This is a genomic window from Luteimonas flava (genome assembly GCF_036584485.1).
GTDB classification, from domain to species: Bacteria; Pseudomonadota; Gammaproteobacteria; order Xanthomonadales; family Xanthomonadaceae; genus Luteimonas; species Luteimonas flava.
The window spans coordinates 749,920-762,581 of record NZ_JAZHBM010000003.1; the positions used below are offsets into that span (position 1 = coordinate 749,920).

The following is a 12,662-nucleotide window of genomic DNA, read 5'->3' on the forward strand; positions in this document are numbered from 1 at the left end:
AACCGGTCTGCGCCGGGATAGCGTCAGCGACGACTGCCGCCACGCCGTGCGCGACAGCGATCACGACGTGCGCCGGACTGCGCGATGCAGGTCCCGCATGCACGGCGCGCGCGACCGGACTACGCTGCGCGTACACGTCCTGCAGGGAGCTCCGGATGAAGCCGATCCAAGTGTTCTGGTTCCACAACAGCTTCGTCGACCCGCGGATGGGCATGACGTCCAAGGACGGATCGCCCGTCTACGTGACAAACTTCGTGCGTGCGGATCAGGCGCCGTGACACGCCGGTCTGCAGTCGCGCTGCTATTGGCCGTGGCGTCGTGCGCGGCCGCGGCAGCGGAGCCGGCTGCGTTCGCGTGGCCCTATGGCCAGCGGGCCGCGGTGAGTCTCGCCTACGACGATGCGCTGGATTCGCAGCTCGACACGGCGATTCCCGCACTCGATCGCCGGGGATTGAAGGCCAGCTTCTACCTCACGCTGTCATCCGACACGGTGCGTACGCGCATGGACGCGTGGCGCGCGGCGGCGCGCAACGGGCACGAGCTCGGCAACCACAGCCTGTTCCACCAGTGCGCGGCGTCGAAGCCGGAGCGCACATGGGTGACGCCGCAGCACGATCTCGACGCGATGACCGTCGCGCAGATGCAGGAACAGGTGCGGCTGGCATCGACGATGCTGCAGGCGATCGACGGCGCCACGGCGCGGACGTTCACCGTGCCCTGCGGCGACACCGTGGCGCGCGATGGCGATTACGTGGCGGGACTCGCCGCGGACTTCGTGGGCATCAAGGTGATGGGCGGCGCTATCGTGCCCGACATGCGCACTCTCGACCCGCAGGCGGTACCGGTGGAGGCGCCGGTCGGTCTCGATGGCGAGGCATTGATCGCGCTGGTCGACGCGGCCGCGCGCCGCGGCACGATGATGAATCTGACCTTCCACGGGATCGGCGCCGAGCACCTTGCCGTGTCGAGCGAGGCGCATGCGCAACTGCTCGATCATCTCGCTGCGCACCGCGACCGCTACTGGACCGCGACCTTCCGCGAGATCATGACCTGGGTGCGCCGCCGGCAGACGCAGGCCGGTGCACAAGCCCGCCCCGGAATGGACGTACCTTGACCCGGCACGTCCTGTTCGTCTGCAGCCGCAACCGGCTGCGCAGCCCGACCGCCGAACAGGTGTTTGCGGACTGGCCCGGGATCGAGACCGCATCGGCCGGCCTGAGTCCGGATGCCGAAGTGCCGGTGACACCGGAACTGCTGGCCTGGGCCGATACGATCTTCGTCATGGAGCGTGTGCATCGCGCGCGCCTGGGCGAACGGTTCCGGGCGCATCTGCGGCATGCGCGGGTGATCTGTCTGCAGATACCGGACGACTTCGATTTCATGGCGCCGGCGCTGGTGCGTCTGCTCCAGGCGAAGGTGTCGCCGCATCTGCCACGCGGGCCCGCCGCGTCACGGCGCGAGGACTGACGCCGCGAGCGACGTCGTGTCGCAGGAACTTCAGTCGACGATCTGCGTCGCCGGAATGCGGATGCTGTAGTCGCTGCCGATGTCGAGCGCGGTCTCCACCGACAGCCTGTAGCCCAGCACGTCACAGCTGCGCTTGGCGATACTGGTGCCGAGGCCCAGCGAGCCGTTGGGATTGAGGCCGGCGAGATCCTCGGCAACGCCGCGCGCGTCGCGGTCGTTCATGCCGCTGCGATCGCCACCGCCGCGGGCGCGCACCGAGAGCAGCAGGCCGTCGGCGTCGCGACTGCATTGCACGTACACCAGCGTCGCGCGTCGCTCCAGCGCCACGCGGACGAGGCTGCACAGCGTGCGCAGCAGCAGGGGCGCATTGGTGTGCAGCACGACGTCCGTCGCCTCGACTTCGAGCCGGGTGCCGTGCACGCGCATCGGCAACGCCATGGAGTGCGCGAGATCGTTGAACACCTGCGACAGCGCGACCGGCGCGCTGGGTTGCAGGTCCTGGTCGGCGTCTTCCGCAGTGGCTTCGGCGACCTGGCGGAAGTCGGTTTCCAGGGTGCGCGCCGCGTCCAGCGCCAGTTCCAGTAACTCTTTTTCTTCGGCGGAGTGCGTGAAACCCGCCAGTTCGCCGAGTACGGTGGTGATGGTGGTCAGCGGCCCGCGGAAGCCGCGCGTGGCGAGCACGTTGAGGCGCGAGCGATAACGGTTGGCGCGACGCGCACTCTCGAGCGCCCGTCGCAGTTCGAGCTGGATGCTGGCTTGGCGCACCGCGCCCTGCAGCAGGGCGCGTTCGTCGGCGTCGAGCACGCGCGGTCGGGTGTCGAGCACGCACAGCGCGCCGAGCGCGCGACCGGAATCCGAAAGCAGCGGCAGGCCGCTGTAGAAGCGGTACCCGGCGCGGGTGACGAACGGTTCGTCGGCGAATACCGGATGCGCCGCGAGATCGGTGACCTCGATCGGCGTGCTGTGCGCGATGACCTGGCGGCAGACGACGGTGAGATCCGGCGAGCCGTCGTCGACCGGCGCCAGTTCGGGCGCGCCTTCGAGCGCGAACCAGGCCGAGACCTGCGGATCGAAGGTCAGCTGCGCATGCGCGACGTCGAGGCTGCGCTTGAGACCGTCGAGCAGATCGTCGAAGGCATGGCGGAGCGACGTGCTGGTCACCGAGGCGACCGCGAGATCGGCGAGATTGCCCGACTGGCTGAAGAAGCGTTCGCCGGTGGCCACGACGCCCTCCCCGGGCGACTCATCCTGTGGCGTGAATCCTATGTGAAGGCGCATGGCGTTGCCAGACGTCCGCTCAATGCGCGGCCGCTGCGTCCAGGCGTTTGACGGGCAGGTGGTGACGTTCGACGAGCATCTGCAGCGCGCCGAAGAACCAGGGCCGGTCCACCGGCACGATCATGAACTGCAGGGCGTCCGCCACATTCGCGAATGCGGCCAGGCGGGACAGCTCGGGGGCGCCAGTGTCGGCCATGCGGACGAGCTCTCCGTCCAGGTCGTCCAGCACCGAAGTCGCGGTGTCGCGAGTGGTCAAGATGTTCTCCCGGTCAATCGGGAAACCTAGCAGCTGGCCCGGACGGCGCTCCTCACATCCGCAGCAGCGGTCCGATTCCGGGCATCTAGACGGCGGGCTGCAGATCGGGCGCCGCGCCGATCGGAAGCGGCGGATGCGGCGGGGTGGCGGCGGAGCCGTCCAGCGACAGGAAGTGCGTGGCGAGCGCGTCGATGTCGGCGTGGAACGCGGCGGCCACGTCGGGGTCGAGCAGGCGGCCGGCTTCCTGGCGCAGCGGCTGCGCGTATTCCTCGAAGGCCTCGAGTGCCTCGCTGCGCGTGGTGGACGCCAGCAGGATCTCGTGGCTCATCAGCCGCAACGATTCGAGCCGGCGATCCAGCAGATGCTGCAGGCCGGCCATCGCGCCGAGCGGTTCGAACGAGGCGGCGAAGGCGCGGGTCAGCGCGACGACCTCCGGCGCGACCTCGACCACTTCGTAATCGAAATGGCAGACCGTGCCGAACACCACGTCGCCCGAAGCCACCGGAAAACCGACGTAGGTGCGGACCACGGGACGCTTGGGATGCCCTTCCAGTCGCAGATCACCCGAAGCGTCGGTGACCACGAAGGCATCGCGCGACTGCTGCACGAACACGCAGTAGGTCTGGTCGATCGGGGCCGCCTGCATCGTCGGGGCGTAGGGATCCTGCCGGTCGATGAGCACGAGGTTGCGCAGATCCGGATCACTGAAGCGGAAGAAAGCGGTGAAGCGGCACCCCGAGAGCAGGTTCAGCGTCTCGAGCGCGCTGCGCAACCGGCCCTCGGCGACCAGGTCGTTGAGTTGATCGAGGGTGGTCTGCGTCATGTGCGTAGCGTAGCGCGGGACGCTGCATTCGGCAGGTCGCTGATGCACGCGTCCTTCGCCGCCGACAGCTGCGGCTCAAACGTCGCCGATGCCGCGCGCGCCGGGCTCAATCGAGATAGTCGCCGCTGCCGGCGCCGTCCTTGTGCCGCAGGCGCGCGGCAGTCATTACCTCGGGCGGCAACAGGCGTGCGTTGAGTCCGCGCCGGGTCCGGCCGTCGGCGCGCGGCATCCAGTGGGTCACGCAGCCGCAGGTCCGGCAGCGGTGGAAGTCGACGTGGCGCCCGTTCCAGGCGTAGGTTCCGGTCAGCGTCGCATCGGGGAGGGTGAGCTGGTCGGCTTCGAAGTAGGCCCACACCACGCCGTAGCGGCGGCACAGCGAGCAGTTGCACTCGGTGACCTCGGTGGGCGCGACGTCGACGGCGATCTCGATCGCGCCGCAGTGGCAGGTGGCGAGCAGGGCGCTCATCGACCGGGCGCCCGGGTCGGCGACACGGCGCGAACGACGGAACGGACGACGGGCATGTGGACTCCGGGCCTGGGGCGGTCCGGGCGATCGTAGCCGGGCCGGGTCGTCGTGGCGTCGTGCAGTGCCGCGATCCGCACCGCGGAATACCGGCACCACATGCCGTCCCTGCCGGACGTGGCAGAATCCGCCACCCCCTCGGAGTGCACCATGCATCAGGCCGCCGCCAAGTTGCCCGCCCACGCCGAGTCCCGGCGCCTGTCCGCGTTGCGCAGCTACGGGATCCTCGATACGCCGGCCGAGACGGTGTTCGACGACATCACCCGGATCGCCGCGGCCGTCTGTGGCACGCCGATTTCGGTGGTCAACCTGATCGATGCCGATCGCCAGTGGTTCAAGTCCGAAATCGGCTTGGGCGTGCGCGAGACGCCGCTCGACACGTCGATCTGTGCGCACGCGATCCTCGAACACGATTTTCTCGAAGTCCCCAACACCACTACCGATGCGCGCTTCGCCAGCAATCCGCTGGTGACCGGTGATCCGGGCCTGCGGTTCTATGCGGGCGCGCTGCTGAAGACGCCCGACGGCCTGCCGCTCGGCACGGTCTGCGTGCTCGACACCGTGCCGCGCGAACTCACGGCGACGCAGATCGATACCCTGCAGGCGCTCGCGCGGCAGGTGATGGCGCAGCTCGAACTGCGGCGCATGCTGATCGAGGCGCAGGCGCTGAACCAGCACCGCGCCCGCGTGCTCGCGACCGCGGGTCACGATCTCAAGGGGCCGCTGCGCGCCGCGCTGTACGCGCTGACCAAGGCGCGCGTCGCCAATGGCGAAGAACGCGAAGCCCGGTTGGAGAGCGCCGAGCACGATCTCGCCTACATCAACCAGAAGTTCGGCGACATGATCGCCGGCGCCACCGGCAAGGGCGGCGCTGCGGCGCCGGAGCTGCGCCCGACCGACCTGGCGCCGGTGCTGGGCGAAGTGGGCCGTGCGTGGAATCGCGCCGCGCGCCGCAAGCGCATCGAACTGGTGGTCGACCCGTCGCCGTGCATCGCCAGCACCAATGCCGGCCTGCTCGAAACGCTGCTCGGCAATCTCGTGTCGAACGCGATCAAGTACACGCCCGATGGCGGTCGTGTGACGGTCGAGTGCCGCGCGAACGACGACGCCATCGAGATCGTCGTCGCAGATACCGGCATCGGCATGGACGCCACCCGTGTCGAGGATTACTTCACCGCATTCCACCAGGCCGACGCCGCATCCGAAGGTCTCGGCATCGGCCTGTGGATCGTGCGTCAGGCCGCCGACGTGCTGGGCGCGCGCATCGACGTGCAGTCTGCACTCGGCGAAGGCACGCGGGTGTCGGTGTCGCTGCCGAAGGTCTGAGGTCTTCGCCGGGTCATTCCGCTCCGCTCTGATCGGGAGGCGCATGCTGCGCTGCGGCTCGGGCATGCGCGGTTCCGCCGTTAGAGTGGCGCGATTGCGCCCGTCCGCGCGCTGGAGTCCGCGATGAACGGAGTGATGTCTCGCTACACATTGCGCGCGATCGCAGTGCTGGTGCTGTGCGTGAGCAGCCTGACCGTGACCGCTGACGATGGCCCGGCGGTCGTCCGCATCGTCGCAACGGCGGACGGCCATCAGCTGCAGGTCGACGGCACGCCGTTCCGCATCCGCGGCGCCGGGCTGCAGGACGGCGACCAGGAAGCGCTCGCCGCGCGCGGCGCGAATTCGTTCCGGACCTGGCACACCGCGGACGATGCCGCGCAGGTGCGCGCGATGCTCGATCGGGCGCAGCGCAACGGGCTCATGGTCGCGATGGGTCTGCACGTCGGCAAGGAGCGGCACGGCTTCGACTTCGACGATGCCGCTGCGCTCGCGGCGCAGCAAACGCGTCTGCTCGAGCAGGTGCGCGCCTACAAGGATCATCCCGCAGTGCTGATGTGGGTGGTCGGCAACGAACTGAATCTCGAAGGCCGCGATCCGCGGGTCTGGGATGCGGTCGAGGCGATCACGCGGGCGATCCATGCCGAAGATCCGAACCATCCGGTGATGACGCCGCTGGCGGGATTCGACCCCGCGCTCGCGGACCTGCTGCGTACGCGCGCGCCGTCGCTGGACCTGATCGGCGTGCAGCTCTACGGCGACATCGTCGATCTGCCGCGCAAGCTCGAGGCGGCGCGCTGGGCCGGGCCCTACGTCGTCACCGAATGGGGCCCGACCGGTCACTGGGAAAGCCCGCTGACGTCCTGGGGTGCGCCGGTCGAAGACGACGCATCGCGCAAGGCGGCGCTGCTGGTCGATCGCTACACGCGCATCATCGAGGCCGATGCCGCGCAGGGACTCGGGTCCTATGTGTTCCTGTGGGGGCAGAAGCAGGAACGCACGCCGACCTGGTACGGCCTGTTCCTGCCCGGCGGTGAATCCACGCCGGGTGTCGATGCGATGCAGCAGCTGTGGACCGGGCACTGGCCGGCGAACCGTGCGCCGGCGATCTCACCGCTGCGCATCGACGCGCGTGTCGCCACCGACAGCGTGGTGCTGATGCCCGATGCCGAACATCGCGCGCAGGTGGTCGCGACCGATCCCGACGGCGATCCGCTCGACTACCGCTGGATCGTGCGCGAGGAGAGCCAAGCGACGTCGATCGGGGGCGATCCGGAAACCTTGCCGCCGCAGGTGCCGTTGCGGCTGGCCGAACATGCGAACGGCACGCTGCGTTTCTCAGCGCCCACGATGCCAGGCGCCTACCGGCTGTTCGTCGAAGTGCGCGACGGCCAGGGTCATGCGGCGTACGCGAACTTCCCGTTCCATGTCGGGCCGCCGCCTGCGCAATGAGTCGCAGACGCGGGCGCCGTCATTGCGCAGGCACGATCCGCAGCACGCGCCCGCTCGCGCTGTCGGTCAGCAGATACAGCGCGCCGTCCGGCCCGCTGCGGACATCGCGGATGCGCTCGCCGAGTTCGGTGAACAGGATCTCCTGCGCGCCCGGTGAGCCACCGGCCATCGGCACGCGTCGCACGCTGCGTTCGGCCAGCGCCGAGACGAACAGGCTGCCGCGCCAGGCGGGGAACAGGGCGCCGTCGTACCAGGCCATGCCCGAGGGTGCGATCGACGGCGTCCAGTGCGTCAGCGGCGCGGTGATGCCGGGCCAGGTGCGATAGGGCGTCACGCGCGCGCCGGTGTAGTCGACGCCGTCGGTGGTGATCGGCCAGCCGTAGTTCGCGCCGGCGGTGATCGCGTTGAGTTCGTCGCCGCCCTTGGCGCCGTGCTCGTTCGAATACAGCAGGTTGCCGACGCGCACCATCGCCTGCGGATTGCGATGGCCGGTCGTATAGATTTCCGGCAGCGCACCGTCCCGGCCGACGAAGGGATTGTCGCGCGGCACGCGGCCGTCGGTGTGCACGCGGATGGTTTTGCCCAGATGCGTGTGCAGACGCTGCGCATCGGTGCGCTCGAGATTGCCGTCGCCCATCGCGGTGACCAGCGTGCCATCGGCGAGCAGCGCCATGCGGCCGCCGAAATGCTGGCCGGCGCGCTTGGCCGGTTGCGAAGTGAAGACCGGCGTGACCCCGTGGAGGCGCGTGCCGTCGAAGCGCGCGCGCACGATGCGCAGGTGGTTCGCGTCCGCGGTGCCGTGCGCGAACGACAGATAGACGAGGCCATTGTTCGCGAAGCCGGGATCGACCATGACGTCGAACAGCCCGGCCTGCCCCATCGCCAGCACCGGCGGCACGCCGTCGACCGGCGCGTCGCGCAATGCGAATACGCCATTGCGGCCGCGCTCGATGACGCGCAGTCGACCTGCGCGTTCGGTCACCAGCATGCGACCGTCGGGCAGAAAGGCGAGCGACCACGGATGGTCGAGGCCGCCGGCGACGGTCTCCACGCGGTAATCGCGCGTATCGCCGACGGCGGTCCCGGACAGCAGCATCGACAGCAGCGCGATGCAGGCGATGCCGACGCGCGCGAACGGCCTGCATGTCACTTGCGACAACGGCGGGCAGGGGGACGCGATCGACATGCACACTCCACATTCGGCGCCGCGACTGCGGCATCATCGCGTCACATGATGCTGCATGACCCTTGCCGATGACGATGTCCCGTACGACCCGCACCGCTGGATGGGGCCGGCGCATCGCCGCGTTCCTCGCCGCCCTGCTGCTCGCCACCGCGTGGGGCAGCGTGGTGCAGACGCAGTTCAATCTGCAGGCACTGGTGGCGCTGGATGTCGACATTCCGCTGCAGGTGCGTGGCGCGACCACGCTGCAGGATCTCGCGGGTTTCGGCCCGGCCTATGCCGGCGTCGTGCTGGCGGCGTGGCTGCCCGCGTTTCTCGTTGCCGCCCTGCTGGTGCGCGCATGGCCGCAGGCGCGCGTGCCCCTCTACGCGCTCGCCGCCGGTGTCGGTTTGATTGCCGCGGTGCGCGTCGTCGATGCGGTCGCGCCGATGCCGGTGCTCATCGACGCGACCCGCGGCATCGGCGGTTTGCTGTCGATGGCGCTTGGCAGCCTGCTCGCCGGCGCTGCATTCGCATGGTGGACGCGGCGCCGCCGCAGTCGCCACTGATCGCCGCGCGGGACTGACGCTCAGACGGGTTCGATCAGCGCGAGGATGTTGCCCTCGCTGTCCTTGAACCACGCGGCCTTCGCGCCGCCGCCGGTGAACACCCCGTCGTCCCACGCACCGTCGTCGTCGTCGAGGTCGTAGCGTTCGAACACGACGCCGCGTGCTTCGAGTGCACGCTTCACCGAGTGGATGTCGCGGACCTGCCAGAACGCCTGGCTGGCCTTAGACGTGCCGGCGTTCGGCGTCGGATACAGGAAGCACGCGGTGCCGCCTGCGAAGCGATAGGTCGCGCCGCCCGCGTTTTCCTCTCTGGCATGCAGCCCCAGTGTGTCTTCGTAGAAGCGGCGCGCACGCGCGACGTCGCGCGCGGGGAGATCACTGTAGAGCGGGAAGTCCTGCAGCATGGCGATGTCTCCGATGGGGCGCTGATATCACGCGCCCGCCACGGTGAAGCGGACGTGGCAATCGAACGCAGTTCGCAGACAGCTGCCTGTATCGATGGCAACGGCGCAGGCCGCGTGCGGACTGAATGCCTGTTCGTCTCGATCGACTCACGCGCACCGGCGGAGGGTGCGCGTACGGCGATTCCCGCCGTTGGAGCCTCCCATGAGCAATCAGCACCAGACGCCGCAGTCCCCGAACAACCAGGGTCAGCAGGGCAACGATCGTCAGGACGATGCGACGCGTCAGCAGCCGCAGCGTCAGACGCCCGGCAGCAGCGAAGAAGAAGAATAAGCGGCGTCCCACACGCCCGCTCGTGACACGGCGTGACGCTCCGGTGCCGGAGCGTCACGCGATACGGATCAGGCGACGGCCTTGTCCAGATCCGCGACGCGGTAACCCGCACCGGTGATGGTGTGCAGCAACTGCACGTCCTGGTCGCGATCGACCGCCTTGCGCAGGTTGTAGAGATGGCTGCGCAGCGTGTCGGAATCGGGCAGCGTCAGGCCCCATATTTCCTGTTCGATCTCGCGGCGGCTGACCACGCGCGGCGCTTCGCGCATCAGGATGGTCAGGATCTTCAGCGCGATCGGCGCGAGGTTAAGCTCGCGGCCTCCGCGCTGCACGCGCAACGAAGCCGGGTCGAGCACGAGGTCGGCGATCTGCAGCACGCTGGCACCGATCTCGCGACGGTCACGGCGGATCAATGCACGCACGCGCGCCTCGAGTTCCTTGATGTCGAACGGCTTGGTCAGATAGTCGTCGGCACCGGCTTCCAGGCCTTCGATCTTCTCTTCCAGCGAATCGCGCGCGGTGAGCATCAGGATCGGCGTGGTGCTGCGATGTTCGGTACGAAGGCGGCGACAGACTTCCAGTCCGCCCAGTCGCGGCAGCATGAGATCGAGCACGATGACGTCGAACTGGATCTCGGTTGCGAGGTTCACCGCATCGAGTCCGTCGGCCGCGTAATCGACCTCGAAGCCGCGGCTTTCGAGGAACTCGCCCACGGGTTCGGAAATGTTGCGGTTGTCCTCGACGAGCAGGATGAGACCGCCGGGACTGTGGTGCGCCATGGAACGACTCCGACTACAGGATTAAGGTTCGCGAAGCTCGCATCACGGCGGTGGAAATCCGGTGAAAACCCATGTGCGTTTCCGCACATATGGCGACCCGTTCGGGGACGTTGGGCGGGGGGTTCGCGGCATCGCCCCGGCCGTCACGTGGCGGGTGCAAGATCGGTTTCCCGTCTCTCGAGGCCTTTCGACATGGAAATCCAGCAGTTGCACCGCGGCCGGCTGATCGATCATCTGCAGCTCGTCGTGGCCGATCTCGCCGCCAGCCGTCGCTTCTACCAGGCGGTCCTCGATGTGCTCGATGTGCCGATCGGCGGCGAAGGTCCGGGCTTCTTCTGGGCCGACGAGCTGTTCGTCTCCACCCCTGACAGCGAGGCCGCCGCAGGCGTGCCGACCGGGCGCCATCATCTGGCGTTCCAGGCGCGCGACCGGGCGATGGTCGACGCCTTCCATACCGCGGCGCTGGGTGCCGGCGGGCTTAACCATGGCGCGCCGGGCGAGCGCCCGTATCACCCGGGCTACTACGCCGCGTTCGTGCTCGATCCGGACGGCAACAACATCGAGGCAGTCTTCCATGGCGAGGCCAGGCGCAGCGCGGCGTCGGTGGAGATCACGTTCGCGGAATGACCGGCGCAGGCGCGGTGGCGGTCAGTCGACCAGGGCCGGCCGCGGCGCTTCGAGTTCGGTCCGGTCGCGGCCCGCGTGCTTGGCCGCGTACATCGCGGTGTCGGCACGCTGCAGCAGCGCATCGCCGCCGGCATCGTCGGCGCGCAGCGCGCTGATGCCGGCACTGAGCGTGACCTGCATGCCGGGCGTGTCGAGCACGACGCCGGTGCTCGACAGCATCGCGCGCAGGGTATCGACCCGCATGCGGGCGTGATCGGGATCGGCGCCGGGCAGGATCACCAGGAACTCCTCGCCGCCCATGCGCGCGACGTGGTCCGCGCTGCGGAACGCGCCACGCAGCGCGTGCGCGACGTGGCGCAGTACGCGATCGCCGCATTCGTGGCCGTAGAGATCGTTGATGCGCTTGAAATGATCCAGGTCGATGAAGGCGACCGTCAGTGGCGCACCGCTGGCGCGTGCGCCCGCGATGCTGCGCTCGAGCTGCGCCAGCGCCGCGCGGCGGTTCGGCAGGCCGGTCAGCGGATCGGTCTGCGCCAGTCGGGTCATCTCGTCGCGTTGCTGGCGCAGCACGCCCAGGCGCAGGGTCAGCACCATGCTGCAGGTCAGCGCGAGCCAGCCGCCCGACAGCATGAAAGCTTCGACCTTCCACAGCGCGAGCGTCATCGGCGCGAAGGCCTCCAGTGCGGCGACTGCCAGGAACGGCAGCACACCGGCCAGCAGCGAGGCGCCGCCGCCGCGTCGCCGTGCCAACGCCGTGATCGCAACGCCGGCGAAGACCAGCGCCAACAGATAGAAGCCGACTTCCGTCGCCACCGACATCGCCGCCAGTACGACCAGCGGCAGCAGCGGCGCGCACAGTCCGGCGATGACCAGCGCCCACGCGGCCCAGCGCACGCCGAGCTCGACCTGGGGCAGGCGACGTCGCAACCAGGATTGCCGCACCAGCGCGAGCGTGGTCACGCCGACCAGCGCGACCGCGAGCCCCACCATCGCCTCCACCGCGAAGCCGGCGATCGGCAGCCACGGACGCGGCCACGCCCACATGCCCGACAGCAGCGCCACCCAGATCGCGAAGACGCTCACCGTGGTGGCGTAGGTCAGGAACGCGCGCTCGCGCGTGGCGACGAAACTCAGCAGCGCCGACATCACCAGCGTCAACACCACCGCCAGCGACGCGACGCGGATCGCGAAGCGGCCGATATCCGCGCGCTGCACCGGCGCCGGTTCGCCCAGCTGCACGATCGGCCGCCACAGCGGCAGGGGATTGGCGTCGTATTCGATCTCGATCGGTGCGGTGTCGCCGGCATCGGGCACCAGCACCGTGCCGACGCCGGCGCGGAAGCGCGAATCGAGCGTGCGGGCATCGGCCAGTGTGCCGCAGCGGTCGCGCTGGCCGTGGCGGATGTCGACTTCGCCCGACAGCGCATTGAGCACCACCACGGCCTGCGGATGACCGGACCAGCCAGCCTCGGGCGCCGGCAACTGCAGCACCTGCCGGCCCGGGCGATGCACGTGCACGCATTCGTGCTGGGCGTCGGAGACGAGCGCGGGCGCGCCGGTGACCACGGGCGCAGCCGCGCCGGGCTGCCCGCAGGCCGCCAGCATGCACACCAGTAATCCCCCCGCGATGGACATGGCCATCGCCCGCCAACCCCGCATTCGCATCAT

Annotated in this window: 16 protein-coding genes; 8 read left to right on the forward strand and 8 right to left on the reverse strand. The window is 69.2% G+C overall.

The annotated features are described in order from the left end of the window. Window positions 1-155: 155 nt before the first annotated feature. Genes V3391_RS15840 through V3391_RS15850 form a run of 3 tightly spaced genes read left to right on the forward strand, consistent with a single transcriptional unit; the run spans window position 156 to window position 1,467 of the window. Window positions 156-278: a hypothetical protein gene (locus V3391_RS15840; protein WP_332079393.1), complete on the forward strand. Its 123-nt coding sequence runs from the start codon at window positions 156-158 to the stop codon at window positions 276-278. Beyond that, window positions 275-1,114, forward strand: coding sequence for a polysaccharide deacetylase family protein (locus tag V3391_RS15845; RefSeq protein ID WP_332079394.1), 840 nt, complete (start codon window positions 275-277; stop codon window positions 1,112-1,114). The genes V3391_RS15840 and V3391_RS15845 overlap by 4 nt, the downstream gene beginning before the upstream one ends. Beyond that, the gene (locus V3391_RS15850; RefSeq protein WP_332079395.1) at window positions 1,111-1,467 is read left to right on the forward strand and encodes a low molecular weight protein tyrosine phosphatase family protein; all 357 of its coding nucleotides are present in this window, start codon (window positions 1,111-1,113) and stop codon (window positions 1,465-1,467) included. The genes V3391_RS15845 and V3391_RS15850 overlap by 4 nt, the downstream gene beginning before the upstream one ends. Window positions 1,468-1,497: 30 nt before the next feature. On the opposite strand, the gene V3391_RS15855 is transcribed toward V3391_RS15850, so the two are convergent. From V3391_RS15855 to V3391_RS15870, 4 genes are all read right to left on the reverse strand, one after another. Next, entirely contained in the window at window positions 1,498-2,691 is a 1,194-nt protein-coding gene (locus V3391_RS15855) for a sensor histidine kinase (protein WP_332079396.1), read from the reverse strand. A 73-nt stretch (window positions 2,692-2,764) separates the two neighbouring features. After that, window positions 2,765-3,001, reverse strand: coding sequence for a hypothetical protein (locus V3391_RS15860; protein WP_332079397.1), 237 nt, complete (start codon window positions 2,999-3,001; stop codon window positions 2,765-2,767). A gap of 85 nt (window positions 3,002-3,086) precedes the next feature. Beyond that, window positions 3,087-3,824 (reverse strand): GAF domain-containing protein, encoded by a 738-nt coding sequence (locus V3391_RS15865; RefSeq protein WP_332079398.1) that lies wholly within the window; start codon window positions 3,822-3,824, stop codon window positions 3,087-3,089. 106 nt (window positions 3,825-3,930) lie between these two features. Beyond that, entirely contained in the window at window positions 3,931-4,290 is a 360-nt protein-coding gene (locus tag V3391_RS15870; RefSeq protein ID WP_332079399.1) for a GFA family protein, read from the reverse strand. A 207-nt stretch (window positions 4,291-4,497) separates the two neighbouring features. On the opposite strand from V3391_RS15870, the gene V3391_RS15875 reads away from it, so the two are divergent. Continuing rightward, window positions 4,498-5,673, forward strand: coding sequence for a GAF domain-containing sensor histidine kinase (locus V3391_RS15875; protein WP_332079400.1), 1,176 nt, complete (start codon window positions 4,498-4,500; stop codon window positions 5,671-5,673). A gap of 135 nt (window positions 5,674-5,808) precedes the next feature. Continuing rightward, a complete protein-coding gene (locus V3391_RS15880; protein WP_425497300.1) occupies window positions 5,809-7,122 on the forward strand; it encodes a glycoside hydrolase family 2 TIM barrel-domain containing protein in 1,314 nt (437 codons plus the stop codon). Between the two features lie 19 nt (window positions 7,123-7,141). On the opposite strand, the gene V3391_RS15885 is transcribed toward V3391_RS15880, so the two are convergent. Then, the gene (locus tag V3391_RS15885) at window positions 7,142-8,308 is read right to left on the reverse strand and encodes a PQQ-dependent sugar dehydrogenase (RefSeq protein ID WP_332079402.1); all 1,167 of its coding nucleotides are present in this window, start codon (window positions 8,306-8,308) and stop codon (window positions 7,142-7,144) included. 74 nt (window positions 8,309-8,382) lie between these two features. Between V3391_RS15885 and V3391_RS15890 the strand changes: the two genes are divergently transcribed. Next, window positions 8,383-8,853, forward strand: a complete 471-nt coding sequence (locus V3391_RS15890; protein ID WP_332079403.1) for a hypothetical protein — start codon at window positions 8,383-8,385, stop codon at window positions 8,851-8,853. A gap of 20 nt (window positions 8,854-8,873) precedes the next feature. On the opposite strand, the gene V3391_RS15895 is transcribed toward V3391_RS15890, so the two are convergent. After that, a complete protein-coding gene (locus tag V3391_RS15895; RefSeq protein WP_332079404.1) occupies window positions 8,874-9,257 on the reverse strand; it encodes a VOC family protein in 384 nt (127 codons plus the stop codon). Window positions 9,258-9,459: 202 nt separating this feature from the next. On the opposite strand from V3391_RS15895, the gene V3391_RS15900 reads away from it, so the two are divergent. Further along, window positions 9,460-9,588: a hypothetical protein gene (locus V3391_RS15900; RefSeq protein WP_268738613.1), complete on the forward strand. Its 129-nt coding sequence runs from the start codon at window positions 9,460-9,462 to the stop codon at window positions 9,586-9,588. Between the two features lie 68 nt (window positions 9,589-9,656). On the opposite strand, the gene V3391_RS15905 is transcribed toward V3391_RS15900, so the two are convergent. Further along, window positions 9,657-10,367: a response regulator transcription factor gene (locus V3391_RS15905; protein WP_232134207.1), complete on the reverse strand. Its 711-nt coding sequence runs from the start codon at window positions 10,365-10,367 to the stop codon at window positions 9,657-9,659. Window positions 10,368-10,559: 192 nt separating this feature from the next. On the opposite strand from V3391_RS15905, the gene V3391_RS15910 reads away from it, so the two are divergent. Then, the gene (locus tag V3391_RS15910) at window positions 10,560-10,994 is read left to right on the forward strand and encodes a VOC family protein (RefSeq protein WP_332079408.1); all 435 of its coding nucleotides are present in this window, start codon (window positions 10,560-10,562) and stop codon (window positions 10,992-10,994) included. A gap of 21 nt (window positions 10,995-11,015) precedes the next feature. On the opposite strand, the gene V3391_RS15915 is transcribed toward V3391_RS15910, so the two are convergent. Then, window positions 11,016-12,629 (reverse strand): GGDEF domain-containing protein, encoded by a 1,614-nt coding sequence (locus V3391_RS15915; RefSeq protein WP_332079409.1) that lies wholly within the window; start codon window positions 12,627-12,629, stop codon window positions 11,016-11,018. Window positions 12,630-12,662 lie beyond the last annotated feature (33 nt).

Bases quoted from the DNA above. Each gene is read 5' to 3' on its own strand.
- V3391_RS15905 (WP_232134207.1), bottom strand. From the start codon at position 10,367: ATGGCGCACCACAGTCCCGGCGGTCTCATCCTGCTCGTCGAGGACAAC.
- V3391_RS15840 (WP_332079393.1), top strand. From the start codon at position 156: ATGAAGCCGATCCAAGTGTTCTGGTTCCACAACAGCTTCGTCGACCCG.
- V3391_RS15885 (WP_332079402.1), bottom strand. From the start codon at position 8,308: ATGTCGATCGCGTCCCCCTGCCCGCCGTTGTCGCAAGTGACATGCAGG.
- V3391_RS15870 (WP_332079399.1), bottom strand. From the start codon at position 4,290: ATGAGCGCCCTGCTCGCCACCTGCCACTGCGGCGCGATCGAGATCGCC.
- V3391_RS15915 (WP_332079409.1), bottom strand. From the start codon at position 12,629: ATGTCCATCGCGGGGGGATTACTGGTGTGCATGCTGGCGGCCTGCGGG.
- V3391_RS15890 (WP_332079403.1), top strand. From the start codon at position 8,383: ATGTCCCGTACGACCCGCACCGCTGGATGGGGCCGGCGCATCGCCGCG.
- V3391_RS15910 (WP_332079408.1), top strand. From the start codon at position 10,560: ATGGAAATCCAGCAGTTGCACCGCGGCCGGCTGATCGATCATCTGCAG.
- V3391_RS15865 (WP_332079398.1), bottom strand. From the start codon at position 3,824: ATGACGCAGACCACCCTCGATCAACTCAACGACCTGGTCGCCGAGGGC.
- V3391_RS15875 (WP_332079400.1), top strand. From the start codon at position 4,498: ATGCATCAGGCCGCCGCCAAGTTGCCCGCCCACGCCGAGTCCCGGCGC.
- V3391_RS15900 (WP_268738613.1), top strand. From the start codon at position 9,460: ATGAGCAATCAGCACCAGACGCCGCAGTCCCCGAACAACCAGGGTCAG.
- V3391_RS15880 (WP_425497300.1), top strand. From the start codon at position 5,809: ATGTCTCGCTACACATTGCGCGCGATCGCAGTGCTGGTGCTGTGCGTG.
- V3391_RS15895 (WP_332079404.1), bottom strand. From the start codon at position 9,257: ATGCTGCAGGACTTCCCGCTCTACAGTGATCTCCCCGCGCGCGACGTC.